17 protein-coding genes and 1 riboswitch are annotated in these 20,845 nt (G+C 66.2%); of the genes, 9 read left to right on the top strand and 8 right to left on the bottom strand.

Annotated features, from left to right (window positions below; genetic code table 11):
* The 4 genes from LZC94_12875 to LZC94_12860 all read right to left on the bottom strand — a co-directional run bounded on the left by LZC94_12875 (position 1) and on the right by LZC94_12860 (position 4,984).
* Positions 1-1,212, bottom strand: coding sequence for a glycoside hydrolase family 16 protein (locus LZC94_12875; GenBank protein WXB18141.1), 1,212 nt, complete (start codon positions 1,210-1,212; stop codon positions 1-3).
* Between the two features lie 235 nt (positions 1,213-1,447).
* A complete protein-coding gene (locus LZC94_12870) occupies positions 1,448-1,825 on the bottom strand; it encodes an MmcQ/YjbR family DNA-binding protein (protein ID WXB18140.1) in 378 nt (125 codons plus the stop codon).
* A gap of 175 nt (positions 1,826-2,000) precedes the next feature.
* Positions 2,001-2,792: an SGNH/GDSL hydrolase family protein gene (locus tag LZC94_12865; protein ID WXB18139.1), complete on the bottom strand. Its 792-nt coding sequence runs from the start codon at positions 2,790-2,792 to the stop codon at positions 2,001-2,003.
* A gap of 623 nt (positions 2,793-3,415) precedes the next feature.
* Entirely contained in the window at positions 3,416-4,984 is a 1,569-nt protein-coding gene (locus LZC94_12860; GenBank protein WXB18138.1) for a PilT/PilU family type 4a pilus ATPase, read from the bottom strand.
* Positions 4,985-5,411: 427 nt separating this feature from the next.
* On the opposite strand from LZC94_12860, the gene LZC94_12855 reads away from it, so the two are divergent.
* Entirely contained in the window at positions 5,412-7,124 is a 1,713-nt protein-coding gene (locus tag LZC94_12855) for an FAD-dependent oxidoreductase (GenBank protein WXB18137.1), read from the top strand.
* A 25-nt stretch (positions 7,125-7,149) separates the two neighbouring features.
* Here the strand turns inward: LZC94_12855 and LZC94_12850 are convergent, their stop codons facing one another.
* Positions 7,150-8,955: an amidohydrolase family protein gene (locus tag LZC94_12850; GenBank protein ID WXB18136.1), complete on the bottom strand. Its 1,806-nt coding sequence runs from the start codon at positions 8,953-8,955 to the stop codon at positions 7,150-7,152.
* Positions 8,956-9,171: 216 nt separating this feature from the next.
* On the opposite strand from LZC94_12850, the gene LZC94_12845 reads away from it, so the two are divergent.
* Positions 9,172-10,176 carry an MBL fold metallo-hydrolase gene (locus tag LZC94_12845; GenBank protein WXB18135.1) on the top strand — a complete coding sequence of 335 codons (1,005 nt, stop codon included), beginning with the start codon at positions 9,172-9,174 and terminating at the stop codon, positions 10,174-10,176.
* A 17-nt stretch (positions 10,177-10,193) separates the two neighbouring features.
* Here the strand turns inward: LZC94_12845 and LZC94_12840 are convergent, their stop codons facing one another.
* A complete protein-coding gene (locus LZC94_12840) occupies positions 10,194-11,132 on the bottom strand; it encodes a LysR family transcriptional regulator (GenBank protein ID WXB18134.1) in 939 nt (312 codons plus the stop codon).
* A 129-nt stretch (positions 11,133-11,261) separates the two neighbouring features.
* Between LZC94_12840 and LZC94_12835 the strand changes: the two genes are divergently transcribed.
* From LZC94_12835 to LZC94_12820, 4 genes are all read left to right on the top strand, one after another.
* Positions 11,262-11,435 (top strand): hypothetical protein, encoded by a 174-nt coding sequence (locus LZC94_12835; protein ID WXB18133.1) that lies wholly within the window; start codon positions 11,262-11,264, stop codon positions 11,433-11,435.
* 14 nt (positions 11,436-11,449) lie between these two features.
* On the top strand, positions 11,450-12,334 hold the full coding sequence (locus tag LZC94_12830; GenBank protein WXB18132.1) for an AraC family transcriptional regulator: 885 nt from the start codon (positions 11,450-11,452) through the stop codon (positions 12,332-12,334).
* Between the two features lie 301 nt (positions 12,335-12,635).
* The gene (locus LZC94_12825; GenBank protein ID WXB18131.1) at positions 12,636-13,016 is read left to right on the top strand and encodes a hypothetical protein; all 381 of its coding nucleotides are present in this window, start codon (positions 12,636-12,638) and stop codon (positions 13,014-13,016) included.
* A 308-nt stretch (positions 13,017-13,324) separates the two neighbouring features.
* On the top strand, positions 13,325-14,176 hold the full coding sequence (locus tag LZC94_12820) for an alpha/beta hydrolase (GenBank protein ID WXB18130.1): 852 nt from the start codon (positions 13,325-13,327) through the stop codon (positions 14,174-14,176).
* 46 nt (positions 14,177-14,222) lie between these two features.
* Here the strand turns inward: LZC94_12820 and LZC94_12815 are convergent, their stop codons facing one another.
* Positions 14,223-14,810, bottom strand: coding sequence for a GNAT family N-acetyltransferase (locus LZC94_12815; protein WXB18129.1), 588 nt, complete (start codon positions 14,808-14,810; stop codon positions 14,223-14,225).
* Between the two features lie 794 nt (positions 14,811-15,604).
* On the opposite strand from LZC94_12815, the gene LZC94_12810 reads away from it, so the two are divergent.
* Positions 15,605-16,801: a hypothetical protein gene (locus tag LZC94_12810; protein WXB18128.1), complete on the top strand. Its 1,197-nt coding sequence runs from the start codon at positions 15,605-15,607 to the stop codon at positions 16,799-16,801.
* Between the two features lie 83 nt (positions 16,802-16,884).
* Positions 16,885-18,201 carry a hypothetical protein gene (locus LZC94_12805; GenBank protein WXB18127.1) on the top strand — a complete coding sequence of 439 codons (1,317 nt, stop codon included), beginning with the start codon at positions 16,885-16,887 and terminating at the stop codon, positions 18,199-18,201.
* Between the two features lie 187 nt (positions 18,202-18,388).
* On the opposite strand, the gene LZC94_12800 is transcribed toward LZC94_12805, so the two are convergent.
* A complete protein-coding gene (locus tag LZC94_12800) occupies positions 18,389-19,096 on the bottom strand; it encodes a cell surface protein (protein WXB18126.1) in 708 nt (235 codons plus the stop codon).
* Between the two features lie 112 nt (positions 19,097-19,208).
* Positions 19,209-19,397, top strand: a riboswitch (cobalamin riboswitch).
* 78 nt (positions 19,398-19,475) lie between these two features.
* Here LZC94_12800 and LZC94_12795 point away from each other — a divergent pair.
* Complete coding sequence (locus LZC94_12795; protein ID WXB18125.1) at positions 19,476-20,843, top strand: hypothetical protein; 1,368 nt, start codon at positions 19,476-19,478, stop codon at positions 20,841-20,843.
* Positions 20,844-20,845: the final 2 nt, after the last annotated feature.

Here is a 20,845-nt window from a genome sequence, read left to right as displayed (position 1 = left end):
CTACTGGCGCTGCCAGACCCTCACGTGATCGACCCGCATGTAGAGCGGGAAATCGGCCTTGTTCGGGGTGGTTCCCGGGAACTGCCCCGCGATGGCCAAGTTGAGAATGATGTAAAACGGCTTGTGGAACTCCTCTTGGTTCGCGGCCGTGATGCCCACCACGTGCACGGGGTTCGGGTTGGTCTCCCGATCCACGTACCAGCGGATCTCGTTGGGCTCCCACTCGATCGAGTACAGATGAAACGGCGCGACGTTTCCGGTGCCGTAGGTGTGGGAGCGATCGGCGTTGAGCCCATTGCCCCAGGGGAACACGCCGGTGCGGGTATCCCAGAACAGGTTCTGGAAGGTCACCGTCTCGGCGTTGCGGTGCTCCATGATATCGATTTCGCCACAGCTCGACCAATTGGACGCCATACGGTCGTAGTAGCCGATGGGCGCGGAATAATTGCTCGTATAGGTGTTGTCGGACGACGTCCCCATCATCCACAAGGCGGGCCAGGTGGCCACCGCGGTGGGGAGCGCGATGCGAGCCTCGATGCGGCCATACGTCCACGAGCGCTTTCCTTGCGTGGTGATGCGCGCCGAGCGCTGGTACCACTGCCGGCCGGCGATGGTGGTAGGGGTATCGTGGTAGTCGGCCCGAATGACCAGGTTACCGCCCTCCAAATAGGCATTTTCGGGACGGTACCACTCCCACTCGCCGTTCCCCCAGCCATCGAAGGTATTGGCGCCGGGATTGAGCCCGTTGCCGACATGGTAGTTCCAGTTGGAGGGATTGGGCTGACCGCTCCCGTCGAAGGTGTCCTCCCATACGACCTTCCAGTTGCCCGCCGGCGGGGCCGAGCCCATGGTGAACTGCGACCAGGCGGTGTCGGTGGCGCCGCCTGCGTCCAGGCCGATGGTGAAGAAATAGCGCACCACGGCGCCCGACGGCACATTGGAGACCGTGTACGTGTTGTTGCCGCCGCTGGGGGCCATTCGGACGTTTTGCTGCACGTCGCCGTTGATTTGATAATGCAGATCCGCCCACGGGGCCCCCTGGACGTAGAATTGAACGCTGCTGGCCGATACGATATCGTAGCCATGATTGGCCGCCGTCGCAGCCGTGGCCCGCACCGGCAAGATGACCGTGCCGGCCATCGCGGCCGCCGCCAAACCCAGGACCAAGCCGAGAGGCCGGAGTCCGCGCGCGAGAAGCTTGCCCGTCACCATCGAAGCACCTCCTGGTTCGTAGAGCTCGTGCCCTCCGCCTCGCGGCCGAAACACGTCCGAAAGGCACGACCGCCGCAGAGGAACGTACGCCTTTCTGACGTGCGCGGCGGAAATGCGCAACCAAAATGAAACTTCGGAAATACGTAAAGGAATCCTCAGATAGTGGTATTATCTTCCCGTACGCGCGAATCCCAACTCGCGCAGCTCAAGAACAGCGCGCCCGTCGCCCATCATGTCACGTGCGGCGCTTCGGGGGAGCATCGAGGCTGGCCGCGATCCGTTTGGGGGCGATGAGCCGATAGCTATCTTCGATCAGCGCCGCGAGCTCCCCCCAATCGATGCTCTTTCCGTCCAGGTAAACGCCGATCCACCCTTTGTGCCCCACATAGGGCGGGATGAAGATCACCTCCGGCCGAGCCGACACCAGCATGCGTTGCGCGCCGTCGGGCGCTTTGAGCCATACGGAAGGTCGGCCGCCCTCGAAGTTCCCCTTTTGCATGGCAAAGATGCGATCGCGCACGCGCCAGGTGGGATCGCCCCACGCTTCTTTTTCGGTGGCCTCGGGGAGGGCCAGGCAGATGGATCGAAGTCGCTCGAGTCGGTTGGGGCGCACGGTGGTAAGCAGACTATCCCAGGTGGGCCGCGATGGGACCGTTGCGCGAGGCGCTCGCGCGCTCCTGGGCGGGCTTCTCCAGCACCTCCCGGCCGCGGTGACCGCCACGACGGTCACCGAGGTCCAGGGGGGTCATGATGTGAAGAGCGGGTTCCCGCCCGGCTGCGCGACGAGGTCAGAGGAGCGACAGGATCAACGAGGCGTAGTTGTCGTGGCCGGAGCGATTGGGGTGGTAGGATTCGGAGATGGGATTGGAGAGGCCATTGACCCATTCCACGTCGTCGCAGACGGCGTGGCCGGTGAAGATCGCGCGGGGATCGGCGTAGGTGAAGCCGTGCGCGCGCGCGACGCTGCCGATGGCGTCCGAGAGGAGGTTGGCGGTGTTGTTCAGCTCTGCCTGCTCGCCTGGGCTGATGCGCGCGAACAGGTTGCACTCCTCGCCATTGAAGATCCGGGGATAGCCGACGACCACCACCTTGGCCTTGGGCGCGCGCGCGCGAATGTCCGCGTAGAGGCTGTCGAGCAGACCCGGTAGCTGGTTGCGGATGAAGTTTTTGGAATTATCGATATTGCCCCAGCACGTGGTCGGCCAGGGCTTTGCGCACGCGGTGATGACGTCGGCGAAGCCCGCGTCGTTGCCGCCGACCGAAATGGTCACCAAGGTGGTGGCGCTCGAGAGGGCGCTCAGCTGATTGTTGCGCACATCGTGAACGCGCGCCCCCGAACACGCCACGTGTTTTAGCTCGTAGCCTCGAGCCGCCGCGATTTGGGGGCCGAAGGCTTGGACCGAGCGCTTGCACCCCTCGTCGACGTACTGGCGGGTGCCGAGACCGGACGAATACGAATCACCGAGGGCCGCGTACACTCCCGGGGCGAGCTCGCTCTCCGATTCCCCAACATTCTCACCGTACTCGGCTGCGCATCCCACCACCATCAATGCCAATGGCAAAAACGCGATGCTCTTCATATCCGCTCCCTCCGGTCGTTTGTGCGTGACGCGCAGCGATATCCCTGTCGATTCGCTGCATCCAATGCGGATACATCGATCTCAGGAAATGGTCGGAAAGTCCATCCCCGCTCATGAAATCGATAACCGGTGTGTGGGATAGCGCTCCCCCTTCTCGGCGACGCGCAACCGCCCTCGCAGAGAAATACTGCGCAAGTGGAAGCAGCCGTCCAATCCCCTCTCCCATGTGACAATGGTGGCGCGAATTGTCAGCGCATCGGCGTGCGGCGCTCATGGCGCGCGCGCACGACCTCGATCGAGCCGCGGCCGATGCGCGCGCCGCGCTCGGCCTCGATCATCTTGGCCAGCGCCGAGCCATCGTCCGGGCCGCGCGGCGCGCGCCATGGATCGAGGCGAGCTCGCAGGCCGCGGCCGCGAGGATGCAAAACCGAGCATCGCCGCGCGTGCCACACGGTTCGTGCCGCAACTCGACCATCGCGGTTGCGCACAATAGGCTCATAGAGGGGATAAAAACGACAAAGGGGGATATGGAAGCTGCAACATGCGGCGTGCGGCTCGGCGCGTGCGCGCGGGTGCCGAGCTGCACGCGGTTGCAGCTTCCATGGCGGACCGGGGGATGCCGCTCAGCGCGAAAGGAACATGGCGAGCGAGTCCGGATCGTTGGCCACGGCGCGGCCATCCTCGGGACGAACCTCGCCGCTGCGGATGCGGTCGGCCAGGTGGCGCTCCAGCGCGATCATGCCCTCGCGCTTTCCGGAGTGGAGCACGCTGGCGACTTGGGCCGTCTTCCCCTCGCGGATCATATTGGCGACGGCGTGGTTGGTGCGCAGCACCTCGGCGGCGAGCACGCGGCCCACGCCACGGGCGCGCGGAACGAGCCTTTGGGCGACGGCGGCGCGCAGGGTGTCGGCGAGCTGAATGCGCACTTGCTGCTGCCGCTCGGGCGGGTACGCATCGACGATGCGCTCGATGGCCGATGCGACGCCGCCGCAGTGAAGGCTGGTCAGCACCAGGTGCCCGGTCTCGGCGGCCGTGATCGCGAGCGAGATCGTCTCCGGATCGCGCATCTCGCCGAGGACGAGCACGTCGGGATCCTCGCGGAGCGCGTCGCGAAGGCCGCTCGGGAAATCGCGGACATCGCGGCCAATCTGGCGCTGGCGGACGAGCGAGCGCGGTCCGCTCGCCAAGGTGAACTCGATGGGATCCTCCAGGGTCAGCAAGACGATGGATCGGCGCGCGAGCGCGGCTTGAGCGAGCGCGGCCAAGGTGGTCGACTTACCCGAGCCGGTGGCGCCGCACACGATGACGAGGCCGTGCGGCAAGTCGACCAGATCGTCGATGGGCAGCGGGAGCCCCAAGGACGAGAGCGCCGGCGCCCCGCGCGAGACGAAGCGAAGCGCGGCCGCGATGCCGCGCGAGGTGCGATACACATTGACGCGCGCCCGCGTACCGTCTGCCGACTCGAGGGTGAAATCGAGCGCCCGGCCCGATGAAACGGCCGCAACGGCCGACGGATCCAAGCCGAGGCGCGCCGCCACGTCCTCGGCGCCTTCGTGCTCGAGGCGATGGAGCTCCCCATCGACGCGCACCACCGGAACGTCGCCATCGAGGAGGTGCAAATCGCTCGCGCGCATGGCCACCGCGTGCGCCACCAGGGTCTCGCAAGGCACGGCCGCCGCCGCTCCATCGACGGACACGGCGGCGGGCGCGGACACCGGCGCCGAATCGACCGCGGGCACCGCTTTCGCCTCACCGCTGTCGCGCAGCTCGCGTCCACCGTGCACGTCGCGCACCTCCCGTGCGGGAAGCGGCTGCGGCTGCATCTGCGGCTGCGGCTGCGGTGAAGGAACGGGCGCGAGCCTCGTCGGAGCAGCCTCGGGACGGCCGCGCGCGCGAAGAAAGACGGCGTCGAAGCCCTCGTCGGCGCGCAGGACGAAGGTCACGCGAAAGGGCCCGAGCTCACCCGCGTCGTACGCGACCTCGAGCTTTCGGGCCGAGCGCAGCGCCTCGTCGCGCTCCTGCGTGAGGATTTCACCGAGGAGCTCGCGGAGCGTCTCTTCCGACGTCGGCATCATGTGGAAGCGCTTGGCCGCACCGTACGCCAAGATCTTGGGCTCGCGATCGATGCCGACGCGAAGCTCATTGGCGCCCTGCTGAACGACCATCGCCAGAATGCTATCGATCCGTGCCATCGGGCCCATGACAGACGAGCGCGCGCGGTTCTTCCCGTCCGATGGCATGGACCTCCGAATCGCGGCCGCTCCAGCCGGGCTGGAAGCACGATCTTCGTGCGTCGCGAGGCGCGGGCGACGTGGCTCCTGGCCATGCACGCCGACCCGCGAGAAGCGACTCGAAGGAAAGCACCTGCGCGGCTCACGACGGAAATGCGAATTCGGTCGTTCCCGACCATTCAAAACGGGACACGCGCGATGGAAAAGCGCATGACGTTAAATCGTCCTGCGGCACCGAAATGATTCGGGCGCGCAGTCTGCGATTACCAACTATCCTTGTCAGAGCGCCTCTCCTGCTCTCTACTGTTTGGCAAACGTAGCTTGCGGCACAGGGAGAAAACACATGTCAGGTACGACGAGGCGACAGGTTCTTGCCGGCGCGGTGGGAGTGGCTGGCACGTTGGGGCTCGGTGGACGTTCCACGGCATGGGCGAGCTCGGGAGCGCCGGGCAAGAACGTGGCGGTGCTCGGGGGTGGCGTGGGCGGATTGACGGCCGCCCACGAGCTCGCGGAGCGGGGTTTCTCGGTCGTGGTGTACGAGCCGGTGGGGTTCGGTGGCAAAGCGCGCAGCATCCCCGTGCCTGGGACCGGACGAAATGGTCGCAAAGATCTCCCGGGCGAGCACGGATTTCGGTTCTTTCCGGGCTTCTATCAAAACTTGCCGGATACGATGAGCCGTATTCCCTTCCCCGGCAACCGAAATGGTTGCCTCGGCAACTTGATCGACGGCAGCACCATCCGCATGTCGCGCGCGGGCGGGCGGCACGACATCTTCATCCCGCTCGACGCGGCGGACGCGCCCTCCTGGCTCACCCCCGAAGCGCTCCGGCAGCTCTTGGCCGGCTGGCTCGAGACCAATATGCATCTACCGCCGAACGAGCTGGCCTATTTTGCCAATCGCATTTTGGTCTTTCTCACCAGCTGCGACGAGCGCCGCTTCGGGCAATGGGAGCACACGCCCTGGTGGGATTTCGTGCGCGCCGCCAAAATGTCGCCGGAGTATCAGCGGATGTTGGCGCTCGGCGTCACGCGCAATGTCGTCGCCACCAAGGCGGAGGTGGCGAGCACGTGGACGGTCGCCCATATGGTCGAGGCCTTCCTCTGGTCCGCGCTGCGCCGCGGGAACTACCAATCACCGGACAGGCTCCTCGACGCGCCCACCAATGAAGCCTGGATCCATCCATGGCTCGCGCACCTGGCGAGCTTGGGCGTGCAGCTCGAGCTGGGCTGGAAGGTCACCGGCATGGCGCTCGACGGCGGCGCGATCGCGGGGGCGACCGTGACGAACAAAGCGGGCGCCACCCGGGAGATCAAGGCCGATTGGTACGTGTGCGCCATCCCCATCGAGCACTGTCGGACGATCTGGGGCCCGGACATTTTGGCCGCCGATCCCGCGCTGCGAAAGGCCGTCACCCTCGACACGGATTGGATGGTCGGACTGCAATACTTCCTTCGGCGCCGGCCGCCCATCGTCAAAGGCCACGTCAACTACATGGACTCGCCGTGGGCGCTCACCTCCATTTGCCAGGCGCAGTTCTGGCCGCAGGACTTCGCCAAGAGCTTCGGCGATGGCACGGTGGTCGATTGCCTCTCGGTCGATATCTCCGAATGGAACAAAAAGGGCATCCTCTATGGCAAGACCGCCAAAGAGTGCACACGGCAGCAGGTCGCCGAGGAGGTGTGGGCGCAGCTGCGGGCGCACCTGGAGGACACGGGGGACGAGGTGCTCCCCGAAGAGGGCTGGCACTCGTGGCACCTCGATCCCGCCGTCACCGATCTGGGCACCCCGGGCGCGGCCAACTCGGAGCAGCTCCTCATCCACCCCGTGGGCACCTTGGGGAAGAGGCCCAACGCCGTCACCAAGATTCCAAACTTGTTCCTCGGCGCCGACTACGTGCGCAACGACATCGATCTGGCCACCATGGAGGGCGCCAACGAAGCAGGCCGCATGGCCGCCAACGGCGTGCTCGAGGCCTCGGGCTCGACCGCGCCCAAGGTGACCCTGCACACCTTGTATCGCGCACCCGAGCTCGAAGCCTCCAAGGCGCACGATCAGCTGCGCTACCGCCTGGGCCTGCCGAACCTCTACGACTTGGGCTAGCGGCGAGAACGTCGACGGCGAGCGCCTAGAGATCGAAGGCGCGGCGCCGGTAGACTTCGCGGCCGTCCACCAAGGTCCAGAGCACCTTGGTGGCGCCGATCTGGTCGGCCGGCGTCGCGTCGAGATCGCGATCGATCACGATGAGATCGGCGCGCTTGCCGGGCTCGATCGATCCGGTGCGCGTCTCCGAGCGCATCGCGCGCGCCGCGTTCACGGTGTAAGCGCGAAGCGCCGCGTCCAAGTTGGGGAGGCTCTGGGCGCCGCGGGTGAGCGCGCGCTGAATGCCCATGAACGGGTCGAGATCGCCCACGTCGTAGTCGGAGCTGAGGACCACCGGCGCGCCGGCCGCATGGAGATCGCGCAGCGGCCACGCGCGCTCGCGCACCCGCCGCGCGCCGACATAGGGCTCGAGCTCGTTCAGGTGCCCCGGATCGTTGTGCGCGCCCAGCTGCATATCGGCGAAGACGCCCAGCGCGCGAAAGCGCGGCACATCGCGCGGGTGCACCAGCTCCACGTGCGTGAGCCGATGCCGCGCGGCCGCACCGCCGGGCTCCCCGCGCACCGACTCGATGGCGTCCAGCGCTTGCCGCACGCCCCGGTCGCCGATGGTGTGAATATGCATATCGAAGCCCGTCCCTTGCAGCTCGCGCACATAGCGAACGAGGCGCGCCGGCGGGAAGTACTCGAGGCCGCGATCGGGGCCCAAGGTCTTGGCCAGGTACGGCTCCAGCAGGGCCGCGGTGGTGTTCTGGGTCAAGCCATCCGCGTAGATCTTGATCTGGCTCACCCGGACCATTCCGCCTTGGTCGCGGTACATGCCTTTGAGCATTCCAATTTGCGTATCGTCGTCCTTCAACGGATACGCCCACAGCCCGAGCACCATGCGCACGGACATTTCGCCCTTGGCCTCGGCGCGCCGGTACGCATCCAAGTAGCCGCGCTCCCAATACACACGCGCATCGCACGCCGAGGTGATGCCGACCGAGTTGTCATGGGCCATGGCATCCAAAAGGGCGCGATCGTTGATGCGCGCCAAGGTGGGGTTGACGGCCAGCGCGCGGTCCCACGGCCACTCGCCGGCCGCGTCGATCAAGAGCCCATTGGGCTTTCCGGAGGGCTCGCGGAGGATCAAGCCGCCCTGCGGATCGCGCGTGCTGGCGGTGATTCCGAGCACCTCGAGGGCGCGCGTGTTGACCCACGTGCTGTGCGAGGTGGAGTCGAGGATGGCCACCGGCCGGTCCGGGATGGCATCGTCGAGGATCGCACGCGGCGGGCGCTTGGCGGCGAGGATCGTCTCGATTTCGTGACCGTTGCCCAGCACCCACGAGGTGCCCTCCGCGGTCTGGCACCGCTTCACCGCGCGGACGTAATCTTCCGGGTTGGTGACCTCGGGATCGAGGCGGCACGACACGACGGGCACGTGCGCTTCGATGGTGTGCTGGTGCACGTCGTGAAGGCCCGGGAGCACATAGCGCCCCCGAAGATCGACCACGCGGGTCCCGGACCCGATGTATTCGCCCGCGCGATCGTTCGCGCCGACGAACACGATGGCGCCATCGCGCACGGCCACCGCTTCGGCAAAGGGCTGCGCCTCGCGCATCGTGCGGATGCGCCCGTGGCGCAGCACCCACTGCGCGGGCGCGCGCCCATCGCCTTTGGCTCCGCCGTCGCTCGGACGGGCCGCGGGCGAAGGCCGGCCATCGGCCCCCAAGGTCGGATCGGAGGGCTTCCCCGAAGGGTGGTCCACGCCACAGGCCAGGAACAAGCTCGTCAAGGCGGCGAAGGCCATCCGCGGCGGCGACGCAAGATCGAGATAAGGTCGTTCGTTCATCCCCATCGTCTCCCGTATTCTCGTTTCGAAATAGAGGACGCGGCCCGGGCGCGGTTGGCGCATGGAAATTTTCATGGTTCGCGGGCACTGCCAACCTCTGCCGCGCAAAACCGACGTATCACGCGCGCCTATGGGTGCCATCGAGCCCGCTCGCCTTCTCTTCGGACCGCCTGTCGTTACAACCACGGTGTCGAAGCGATGGAGGTGACGACGAAAATGATGACCAAATCACGTATCGGACTTTTTGGGTTGGCGCTCGCGTTCGCGTTGGCGGCGCACCCGGCGAAGGTCGAAGCGCAATCGACCGCGTCGGCGCCGGCGACGCCGTCGTACAACAAGCCGCGGTTGCAAGTGCCGGGCGTTTATCGATTCGATGTCGGCGATTTGCACCTGACCGCGCTGTCGGATGGGAGCGTAGCTCAAGATCTGCACCAGCTCCTGACGAATACGACACCTGGCGAGGTCGATCGATGGTTGCATCGCTCGTACCTCACCAACCCGGTCGAGGCATCCATCAACGTCTATGTCATCGAATCAGGGCCCCGGCTGGTGCTCGTCGACACCGGCGCGGGTGAGTTGTTCGGCCCCGGCAATGGCGGCAAGCTCGTCTCCAGCCTCGCCGCGGCCGGGTTTCGCCCGCAACAGATCACGGACATTCTCATCACGCACGTGCACTCCGATCACATCGGCGGACTGATGGCCGACGGCAACCTCGTCTTTCCAAATGCCACCGTGCACGTCGCCAAGGCCGACGTCGACTTCTTCCTGGACCGCTCCAACGCCGCGCGAACGGGATACGACATCAAGTATTTCGATCAAGCGATCAAGATCCTCAAACCCTATGTCGATCTCGGAAAGGTCCGCACGTTCCGCTGGACCACCGAGGTGCTCCCCGGCATCACCGCGAGCCTCCACCCCGGCCACACCCCCGGGACGGCCTTCTTCGTCGCCGAGAGCCGGGGCGAGAAGATCTGCTTCATCGGGGATATCATTCACGTCGCCGCCGTCCAGTTCCCGCGGCCCAACATCACCATCACCTACGATCTCGATCCGCGAAACGCCGCCTGGGTGCGCGCGCAGAATTTCCCGATCTTCGCGCGCGAGCGCGTGCTCATCGGCGCGCCCCATTTGTCATTTCCCGGCGTCGGGCATATCCGCGGCGAGGGCGACGGCGGCTATTCATGGGTGCCGGTCGATTACACCAACCGCCAGGTGAAGTAGCGCGAAGACGCCGCTCGTCAGCGGGCAGGAGCGGTGGGCGCGCCGGTTTCTTCCGCCACGGCGAACACCAGTTGGCGCAGCCAGCGGTGCCCGGGATCGTGATGGCTGCGCTCGTGCCAATAGGCCACGAACTCGAAGTGCTCGAGCTCCACCGGCGGCGACACGGCATCGATGGAGCTCGCGAACCGCTGGAGGAAGCGGCGCGGCAGGGTGCACACCAGATCGCTGTTGGCCACGATGAGCGGCGCCATGGCATAACTCTGGACCGATACGGTGACCCGGCGCTCGCACCCGCGCCGCTCCAGCGCCTCGTCCACCAGGCCCGAAAAGCCGCCGCCCCTCGACGAGACGAGCAGGTGCTCCAAGGTGCAGAACTCCTGCAAGGTCAATGGGCCGGTGCCCCGCGGGTGCCCTTTTCGCTGGGCGGTGACGAAGTCCTCTTTGAACAAGGTGCGGCTCATCAAGGTGCTGTCCGCGCGGCCGGTCCCGCCGATGAAGAGGTCCACCTTCCCCGACTCCAGCTCGGCGGCCATGGCCCCAGGTTGCGGCAGCACGAACGCGAGCCGGATGGCCGGGGCCCGCGCACGCACGCGCGGCACCAGGCGGGTCGCCAGCACGGTGCCGGGGTTCTCGTAGGCGGCGAGGACGAACGTCCGCGCGCTCCGTGCAGGATCGAACGCCACCATCGGCGTGGTCAGCGCGCGAAGGTGTTCGACCACGTCGTGGACGAGGGGCTTCAACTCGAGCGCACGAAACGTCGGGACGACCCCTCGCCCCGAGGCGCCGGGGATGAACAAGCGATCGTCGAACAGCGCGCGCAGCCTCCCGAGCCGGGCGGAGAGCGCAGGCTGGGTGATGCCGAGCTTTCGGGCGGCCTGGGTCACGTTGTGGCTGTCGAGCAAGGCGTCGAACGCCAAAAGCAAGTTGATGTCGAGCTCTTCGATCTTGGTGGCCATCGAGGTTCTTCGCGGCTCACTTCGCCGCGTCGATCCGTACTTTGAGGCCTGCGAGAAACAAGTCCAGGCCGGCCGCGAACCGCGCGCCGGAATCGGGGTCGAACGTTGCACCGCGGATCGTGGCTTCGGGTGCGCTTCGGTTCGAAATCGGGGCCGGCGGCGTCCGGCCCTGGCGCCATCGCGGTGCGCGACGTGGACGTGACGCGCGCGCCCGCATACGGGCCGCCGAAGCGCGCGGGTGACGGTCCCGGCCGCGCGAAGCCCTCGCATCCGCAGGTGGACCGGGGCATCATGAGCGGGTGACCGCCGTTTCATCCATGACCTCCTCGCCGCTCGACGAAGGGCTCCTCGGCGCGGGCGCGCCCATGTTCGCGGCGCGGTACGCGAAAGATGGCACGCGCGTCGCCCGCGCGCTGGCCACGCACACGTACGCGGCGCTCTCCTTTTATACGGAGGGGAGCTTGCGGTTCGAGCAGCGCGGGCGGTGGATGCTCGAGGCGGGCGACGTTCTGCTGGTGCCGGCCGGCGAGCCGCATCGCTTTCTCGAGGCGCGGCGCGCGGAGTTTTGGAGTGTGGGCTTTTGCGTGCCGTGCTTTGCGGCGGGCGAAGCGGTCGGCTTCGTCGAGCCGTTCGAGCGCGTTCGGGAGGGCGCATCGGTGGTCGTGCGCATCCCCTCCGCGCGTCACGCTTTTCTGGAGGGGCTCTTTCGCGAGCTCTCGGAGACGAGCGCGCCATCGCGGCGCGGCGAAACGCCGGCGGTGCAGCGCAGCTTGCTCACCCTGGTCTTGAACGAGGTGCGGCGGGCCGCGCGGTGGGATGTCGAGGGCTCGGTGCGCGCCAATGGCGCCGCGGGCACCGTGGGCGCGATGGGCACGAAGGGCGTGGTCGCGGAGAGCCTGACCTTCATCGAGCGCAACTGCCTTCGCCCGCTGACCTTGAAAGACGTCGCCAAGGCCGTCTGCCGCAGCCCGGCCTATGTCACCACCGCCCTTACGCGGGCGACGGGCCGCAGCGCGGTGGAGTGGATCATCGCCGGACGCATGGCCGAGGCCCGCCGACTGCTCCTCCACTCCGACGAACGGGTCGATGGGATCGCCGAGCGCGTGGGATACGTCGATCCAACGCACTTCATTCGCATGTTCCGACGCGCGCACGGCACCACGCCGTCGGCGTGGCGTGCGGCCAAGTCGCTCGAGCGCTGAGCGCGCGCATCGCGGGTCGCAGTTTATCGCCTACGCAGGGTGCACGATTCCCGAATTTGGGACGAGCTCGTCCCATGAGCGTGGACGAACGCCGCGCCCACCGTTGCGCCTGTTCGCGGACGCATGGCCGGACACCTGTCCGCCAAGCCGGTTTCCTGCGCAAAATGAATCGAAGAAGCGCGCTCGCGCCGGGCATCTCCCTCGTGGCACGTCCGTTGCGAAGACGGTGGATAGCATCGGCGAACGGCGCCTCCGGCGCTCGCTGAAATTTCCTCGGCCCCATCTACGAAAGAACAGCATCATGAACACGACCATCGCGCGTTGGCTGCCCTCCGTTCTTCTCCCCCTCGTGCTCGTTGCGGGCGCCGTCGGGTGCCATCACGGAAGCAACGCCGATGGCACCGTGGTCGCGCTCACCCCCGCCGTGGATCGCGACGCGCCCATCGTCCCCGAGGGCCATCGCGATCTCGCGTATTACTCCGCGCGCACCCAAGGCGAAGAGCAAACGCGCGTATTCGTCCGCCGCCACCCCGGCGACGCGCCCCGCGTCGTCTATGTCGATGCGCAACCGGGCGAATTGGTGAGCGTCAGCGCCGACGGCACCCACGGCATCTTCCGCCGCTTCATCTCCCCCGGCGCGACGGAAGACGTCGTCATCGATCTTCAAAAGACCGCGAGCTGAAGAGCCGAGGCCTCCGTATCGCGAGCATCGATGCTCGCGGTCACACGCCAGACGTTTCGATAAGGTGTGCTCTTCCCCTTCGCAGGGCGAAGATCGTTCACCGCGACCGCAGATAGCCCATTATCGATATCTTTCTTCGAAGAGCTCACTTGGGATCACGCCGCCCGTGCGGCCTATCGTGCCACGAGGGACATTCGTCACGTTTTCCGCGGCGGCCCAGCTTTCCGTGCACGGTACGGGTGCTACGTTCGATAGCGCGACGAGAAGCAAACCATCGAACCCAATACCCTCCGAGCTACGAGGTCGATATGCGTGACTCCAATGAAGCGGGCACACCTGCCTGGGAGCTGCCGGGCGTCTTCCACTTCGAAGGACAGCCGATCCGCTACGGTTCACTCGGAGATGGGAGTCCGCTCGTTCTCCTTCATGGCACGCCGTTTTCGTCCATCGTCTGGCGGCGAATTGCCCCCTACCTCGCCGTGCATCGGCGGGTATTCTATTTCGACTTGCTTGGATATGGGCGCTCGGAGATGCGCGCCGGCCAAGACGTCTCCTTGGGCGTCCAGAATCGACTCTTCGCGGCCCTCCTCGATCACTGGGGCCTGGACCGCCCGGACGTCATCGCCCATGACTTCGGGGGAACGACGGCGCTCCGCACCCACCTTTTGAATGGCCGAAATTATCGCTCGCTGACCCTGATCGATCCGGTCGCCATCGGCCCCTCGGGCTCGGCGCTCGTCCAACACGCCAGGCAGCACGAAGCGGTCTTCGCCGGCGTTCCGGCGTACATTCATAGCGCCATTTTGCGCGCCTACATCGGAGGCGCTGCATACCGTCCGCTGTCGGAAGACGTCCTGCAGCTGTACATGGCTCCCTGGCTGGGCGCCGAAGGCCAACCCGCCTTCTACCGGCAAATCGCCCAAATGAGCGATCGCTACACGGACGAAATCGAACATCGCTACAACGAAATCCGCTGCCCCGTTGCCATCCTATGGGGCGCGCGCGACGCATGGATCCCCACCGAACGAGGGCGCGCCCTCGCCCAGCGGATTCCCAACTCCACGCTCCGTGTGGTCCCCGATGCCGGCCACCTCGTGCAAGAGGACGCCCCGGAGGCCATCGTGGCCACCGTGCTCGATTTTCTTCCAAAGGTTCGGTAACGACCACGGTGTCCGTCGTGGACGCGGACGTCGGATTCGCCCCCGGCTAGACGTCGAGCTCGGACGAATCCGCGTCGCTCTCCAAGATCCCCACGATCTGGAGCCACGGCGGATCCGGATCGGGATTTTCGTAGATCCGCATCCCGAGCCGTTCCATCACCCGCCGCGAACGGGCATTTTCATAGGTCGTCATCGCGAGGATGCGCTGCAGATGAAGCTCGCGCATCGCCCAGTCGATCAGGGCTCCGGCCGCTTCGGTCGCGTAGCCCTTTCCGCGCTCGCCGCGCGAAAATGCGTAATAGAGGCCAACCTCCGGAACGAACCGCTTCGCGTGCGCCCGGGCGCGCGCGTGGGGCGCAGGAACCCTTGGAAGAAGGCACGGCACGAGCCCGCACGAACCGATGAGGAGCCCGCTCGCTCGGTGAATCACGGCCCGATCGCCGTATGGCGGTTGATGAAGACGTTCGAGCTCCCCGTAATTGAGGAGGGTCCAGCGCAGCCAGCGTTCCCGCTCTTCGAGCGATCCACTCTCTTCGCCACCGTTGGCATCCAAGAGCGCGTGGCATGCCGCAAGGTCGTCGAGGTGGAACGGCCGAATGGCGAGGCGGGGTGTCTCGAGGACGGGCATGCGCATGGGATCAACGCCGGAAGGGACGAACGGCGCCATCGGCCGCGGTTGAATGGCTCATGGTGTTCGTGTCCGAAGGTTGCCACGATTTCGAAACCGCTGCGACGGCATCGATCGGGGCGATGCCGTCTCTCGCGGCCACCACGCGCCACGCGGCCACCCACGCGCCACGTCGGGCGCGGTTCCATCGTGGCGGCCGAAGCGCCGGCCGCGCCGGGACACTGAGCTCCAACGGACACCGAGCCCTATTTCGGACGACAACTCATGGTTCGAGGAGCCCTCGGTACCTGCGCCAGGCGTTCGTGACCGCCCTTTTGCGCCAACCGTTCACCGACCCCGTACACGTTCCCGTTCCCGAGAGTTCGGGGGAGAGAAGATCGGGAAGGGGAACGTGTACGGGTACGGGAGAAATCCTAAGTAAACAGCTTCGCCTTTGGGGCTACGACACGCGGCTCCCCGCGTGGGTGACGAATCGCTGCGGAGCATCTCGCGCCGCGGGTTCGACGCGTGGTCGCACGACCGAGATGGCCGAGAGCCCGTCGCCTTCGTCGGCGCGTGTGACGGTGGTCGCCCTTCGAAAGACCATTGCGCTCCACGTCATTGTCAAGTTGTCGGACACCCGGGAATGGCATGACGGAATACGTGCCAGCTTGACCGAGCTCGAATTGTGTTCCTCCAATTTGCTCGGATAATTGGGGTGGCACATACCCTGCCTATTCGGTGGGCGCGTTTCTTACCGCGAGGAAACTCTCTTAATGCGCACCGATTGTTCCTTTTCTCGTTTCCATAGGATATGGCGCGTGACGTTGGCCGTATGGGCGGCCATGATCGCGCTCCTTTCATACGAACGGCGGGCCGATGCGGAGCTGTCCATCGATATTCGCACGATCACGCGGGTAGCTGCAGATGGATCCGGCGCTCCCGCGCACCCAGCGGGCGTTCCCGATACGACGTTGACCAAGCAGGACTGCGAAGACGACGTGCGCCTTCGATTCGCGCTTTCGCTATCGGGTATCGACAATGGGCATCAATTGCAAATGTGGGCAGGAGGTGGCAGTTGCAGTCCAACCGCCTCGCGCACGGGCAACGCCGCCATCTGCGGCCAGGTCGCGGCGCCGCTGGACGCGACCTTGCAGGTCGCCACGGAGGTGGAGATTCGGGTTCGGGATTTGGCGCAACAACGGTTTGCGGATACGAAGAACCTCGCTTACACCGCGGCCACGAAAAGTGCATGCAGTTTGCAACCGACTTCGGGTGCGCAGAATGTCACGATTTACTTCTTGTGGCTCGCCAATCCTTCTGCCGAGCCGGAGGGTAGCCAGACCAGCCAAGTGACGCTGTCCACACGGGGCCCCGATTCACCCGCGACCGTGACGGCAGGAGAAGGCGATCGCGTGCTCGTCATTGGTTGGAAGGCTCCCACCGGCGCCAGCACCTCGATTGTAGGATACAAGGTTTTTTGCGACCCCGTCGATCAGCTCGCACGGAGGGATGTATCGTCGGCGCACGACGTGGACACCGCGGGCGAGTACGCCGACGGGAGCGGCGCGGACGATGAAGCTTCCGGAAACGCGGTCGATGGCGGGGATGGCGGGGATGGTGGAAAGAACGGAAACGACGCCGGCGTGTGCCCGTATACGCCCTCCACGGAGCGCCAGTACGTACCGGGCGCCGCGTCCACCAAGGGGACCGTGCGCAACCTCGTCAATGGGGTGGAGTATGCGTGCGCGGTGGCCGCCACCGACAAAACGAGCACCATGGGGAAGCTTTCGAGCTCGGTGTGCGCGACCCCGGGCCCGGTGGGCGACTTCTTTTACCGCTACCGGGAGGCGGGCGGGGTCGCCGGGGGTTGTGCGATCGAAGGGGCCCCGTTGACGGAGGGTGTGGTCATGGGCGCGATGTCCGTATTTGGCTTGGCCATGATGCAACGGCGGCGGAGGATGCGTCGTTCGGCGTCCGGCGCGCCGGGGGGTCGCGAAGGGGGCCGTCGTAGCTGAAGGCGAATGCATGAAGGGGAGACTTGACGCATTCGGGCCGAGCGAAGTAGGAGCCGACAGGTGGCGGGGAGCTGGAGCTCATCATGCGGCGACTCTCGATCTTGGGTAGTGCGGTTCTAGGTGGAGCGTTGGTCCTCGGACCGCTCACCGTGGCCTCGTGCAGTGACGACAAAACGCTCTTTCAACTCCCAGACAACCGAACTGACGCTTCGGTCACGACCGACGCGGGGCGCGACAGCGCCGATTCGGGGCAGGACGCGGGCGGTCCGGAGTACGCGCTGTTTCTGGGGGTGGACTTCTCCGCGCCCTCTCCCCAGCTCGCCGCCGTCTCGCTGGGATCGAAGGCGGTCGCGGGCCGTTTGACCATCGCCGGGAACACGAATGTCGCGCTCGCCGCGAGCGGCGGTCATGGCTTCGTTTTGCAGCGGGCCACCGGCAAATTGTTTGCGCTGGACCCGGCGCAGCCTTGGAAGATCCGCGCCACCATCGGCATCAACGACACCGTCGACTCGGGCCCCACCCCCGTCAATCCGCACGACGTCGTCGTCACGGCAGGCGCAAAGGCCTATGTCACCCGCTATGCGCGCAATACGGTCACGATCATCGATGCGGCGGCGGCCTCGGTGACCGGAAGCCTCGACCTCTCGGAGTTCGTGGATCCTCTCGACCCGGATTCGCTCGTCGATGCGCAATCCGCCGTGTACGATCCGGCGACCAAGCGGGCGTACTTCCTGCTGCAGCGAATCAATCAGAATCCCTCGGGCCCCTTCACGCCCGAGGACGGTCTCGCGCCCTGCGTGGAGGTGCGCGGCCAGATCGTCGCCGTGGACGTGACGAACGATACGCTCGTGGATTTGAATGGCGCCGCGCCTGGAAAGGCCATCAATCTGGTCGGGGACAATCCGCAGGCCCTCGTCCCGGATTTTGCCGCCGGACGCATCCTCGTGCCCGACACCGGATGCTTCGTGCCGCAAGATGGTGGCATCGGCCCCCGTCGCGGGCGTGGAATCGAGGCGGTGACCCTCGCCACGGCCACGTCGAGCTGGCTCTATCAGCACGACAATCTCGCACGGCTCGAAGGCCTGGTCGTCGCCGACGCGGCCCACGCTTACGTGGGCCTCACGAGCAACTTCTCCGACCGAAAATGGTTTGCGTGGAACACCGGCGCCACCACCTTGGGCTCGGAGCTCTCCAATTTCCCCAAGGCGCCGTTCTACGACGGCAAGAGCCGGATCATCGGCCTCGCCGCCAAGAAGCTCGATGCGGGCGCCAGCGACGTTGCGCTCTCGGTCGTGGCGTGGGACGTCGCCAGCTCGCAGCTGTCGACGATCGCCGAGAATCCGTTCGAGGGACTGCTCCCCGATCTGACGTACGGCGTCACCTCGGCCCATCTGCGCTGAGTGCATCGGTGACGCGGGCCCGGTAACGCCGTCCGAGGAACGGTGCGCCGTTCGGAGATGGACGGCGGAGGGACGCGGTCGAGACGGTGTCGGAGCCGTCTTCGGCCGGTCCCTCTTTTCGTTTCGAATCGTCACCTCCACGCCTACGAACGAAGCGAGGCGCGCGGCGAGCTCGATGCGAGCGCGATCACGGGACTTCGGCGTTGACGATCGACACCGCGTCCAGATCGAAGCCGGCCGAGCTGCCCGAGCAGGTCGCCGCCATTTTGTCGACGATGCGGACGTAGCGTGCGTGCGTGACGCCGATGGCCGCCAGATCGAACGCGTCGCCGCCGGCGGTGTTGGGATCGGTGGGGGAGATGCCGTTGCCCGGCGCCGAGTAGATGGGGTGCCAGCCCGCGCAGGCGCCGTATGGATAGCTGGTCGCGGTGCAGGGGAACGTGGTCCAGTTGGTGCCGTCGTCGCTCACGCTGACCTCCGCGGGCTCGGCATAGGGGCGCTGCGGATCGCCGGAGATGTCGAAGACGTTCTCGAAGACGATGAAGTCGGCGCCGGGGCCGTCGACGATGGCGTTGGAGCCGAAGGAGACGACGATTTCGCCGTGGTAGCCGAGGGAGACCACGTCGAGGCTTCCTTGCAGATTGCCGGCGCCCTTCGGCGGGCCTTGGACGATGCCGGGCATTTTGGTTTGGCCGAAGCCTGCGCAGGCACCGGGTGTGAAGGACACCACGCTGGTGATGAAGCGCTCTCCGGCCGCGCGAACCGCGTCACCGTCACCGGAAGCATCGGCGCCGGTGGGGGGTGCATTTGCCGCATCCTCGCTCGAGCTGCACGCCATGCCGAGGGTGGCCGCGCTGAGGACGAGCATGGATCGAACGATGGAAAGAAGGCGCATAATGAGATTCCTTGCAGTTGAAGGTGAGTGAACGAAAAGGTGAGGCTTGACGTTTTCGGGCCGAGCGAAGTAGGAGCCGACGGACCGTTCGCGTCGTGGTTGCGTACGCGGACGATCGCGCGCGATCGCGATCGCACCTCCATCGAGGCGCGATCCATGGGAAGCCGGTGAAATGCCGGCACGGCCCCCGCCACGGTAACCGGCGACGAGCTCGGCGTGACCACTGGAGCGAAGGCTCTGGGAAGGGCCGAGGGAGGATGACCCGGAAGTCCGGAGACCGGATCGCGCGCGCTACGGATCGACCCCGCGAGGCGATGGTCGCCTCGTCGCGCGTCGGTTCCCTTGGGCCCCGCGGAGCGGCGGGGAGCTGGAGTAAGTCATGCGACGTATTTCCATTTTGGGCAGCGCGATTTTGAGCAGTGCGTTGACGTTGGTGCCGTTTGCCGTCACGTCGTGCAGCGATGACGGCAAGCCGAACCCGCCGCGGGGCGATGCAGGCGGCGACGGCGCGACGAAGGCCGACAGCGCCGCGACCGGCGACAGCGCCACGACGGCTGATTCCGGGCACGACGCCGGACCGGGGTGCGCGTTCCCCGCGGGCAACGACGCGGGCCGCGCCGGTCATGCCCTGTTCGTAGGCTCCGATTTCGTTACGTCCGAGCTCTCCGTGGTCTCCCTCGAGTCCAAGACCGTCGCGGGACGTTTGCCAATCGACAATGGCGACTCGGTGGCCGCGGCGAGCGGCGGCTTTGGCTTCGTTCTGGAGCGCGGTCTCGGCAGGGTCAAGGTGCTCGATCCCGCGCAGCCCTGGACGGTGCGCTCGACCGTCGATATCAACGACACGCCAGACGCAGGTGCATACGTGTCGAACCCGCACGCGTTGGTCGTGACCACCTGCACCAAAGCGTATGTCGCACGCTATGCGTCGAATGGGGTCACCATCCTCGATGCCGCCTCGGGCACGGTCATCGGCAACGTCGATCTGTCGCCGTTCCTGCACCCCGACGACAAAGATGGCACCCCTCCGCCGGGCAAACCGCAGCTCCGCCTCGTCGACGTGACCGATGCGCTCTACGATGCCGCCGCGAAGCGCGCGTACTTCCTGCTGCAACGCATCGATCAGTTCGACTACGACCCCACGTACAACCTCGGCCGGTGCAAAGCGTGGCCCGCCCAGCTCGTGGCCGTGGATGTCACGAACGATACGCTGGTCGATTTGAATGGCGACCTTCCCGGCAAGGCCCTCGATTTGCTCGGAGACAATCCCCAGTCGCTCACCGCGGACGTGGTGTCGGGTCGCATCCTGATCCCCAGCACGGGCTGCTACATTCCACCCACCGGCGGCGATCCGGTGCAACGGCGCGGGCGTGGCATCGAGGCGGTCTCGATCGCCGCCAAGGCGACCGCGTGGCTGTACCACGCGAGCGATTCCTCCCGGCTCGATGGCATGGTTTGGGCCGACGCCACGCACGCCTTCGTGCGCCAAGATGGCCAGTGGTCCGCATGGAATCCCACGCAGACGACCCTTGGCGGTGTCGTTTCCAACTTCCCGATCGCGCCGTTCTCCGACGGCGCCGGGCATATCCTCGGCCTCTCCGACAAGCACGCCGATGGCGGTCCCGCCTCCGCGATTTCGGTCGTCTCGTGGGACGTGGCGACCTCGCAGATCTCCACCATCGTGGAGAGACCGTTCCAGGGCGTGGAGCCGGATCTGTTCTATGGAGTGACCTCCGCGCATCTTCGCTGATC

The organism is Sorangiineae bacterium MSr11954, from assembly GCA_037157815.1.
GTDB lineage: Bacteria > Myxococcota_A > Polyangia > Polyangiales > Polyangiaceae > Pendulispora > Pendulispora albinea.
Note: the sequence above shows the minus strand (reverse complement) of the source record. Positions and strands in the feature narration are given on the sequence as shown.

Bases quoted from the DNA above. Each gene is read 5' to 3' on its own strand.
- LZC94_12875 (WXB18141.1), bottom strand. From the start codon at position 1,212: ATGGTGACGGGCAAGCTTCTCGCGCGCGGACTCCGGCCTCTCGGCTTG.
- LZC94_12865 (WXB18139.1), bottom strand. From the start codon at position 2,792: ATGAAGAGCATCGCGTTTTTGCCATTGGCATTGATGGTGGTGGGATGC.
- LZC94_12860 (WXB18138.1), bottom strand. From the start codon at position 4,984: ATGGCACGGATCGATAGCATTCTGGCGATGGTCGTTCAGCAGGGCGCC.
- LZC94_12850 (WXB18136.1), bottom strand. From the start codon at position 8,955: ATGAACGAACGACCTTATCTCGATCTTGCGTCGCCGCCGCGGATGGCC.
- LZC94_12845 (WXB18135.1), top strand. From the start codon at position 9,172: ATGATGACCAAATCACGTATCGGACTTTTTGGGTTGGCGCTCGCGTTC.
- LZC94_12840 (WXB18134.1), bottom strand. From the start codon at position 11,132: ATGGCCACCAAGATCGAAGAGCTCGACATCAACTTGCTTTTGGCGTTC.
- LZC94_12830 (WXB18132.1), top strand. From the start codon at position 11,450: ATGACCTCCTCGCCGCTCGACGAAGGGCTCCTCGGCGCGGGCGCGCCC.
- LZC94_12825 (WXB18131.1), top strand. From the start codon at position 12,636: ATGAACACGACCATCGCGCGTTGGCTGCCCTCCGTTCTTCTCCCCCTC.
- LZC94_12820 (WXB18130.1), top strand. From the start codon at position 13,325: ATGCGTGACTCCAATGAAGCGGGCACACCTGCCTGGGAGCTGCCGGGC.
- LZC94_12815 (WXB18129.1), bottom strand. From the start codon at position 14,810: ATGCGCATGCCCGTCCTCGAGACACCCCGCCTCGCCATTCGGCCGTTC.
- LZC94_12805 (WXB18127.1), top strand. From the start codon at position 16,885: ATGCGGCGACTCTCGATCTTGGGTAGTGCGGTTCTAGGTGGAGCGTTG.
- LZC94_12800 (WXB18126.1), bottom strand. From the start codon at position 19,096: ATGCGCCTTCTTTCCATCGTTCGATCCATGCTCGTCCTCAGCGCGGCC.
- LZC94_12795 (WXB18125.1), top strand. From the start codon at position 19,476: ATGCGACGTATTTCCATTTTGGGCAGCGCGATTTTGAGCAGTGCGTTG.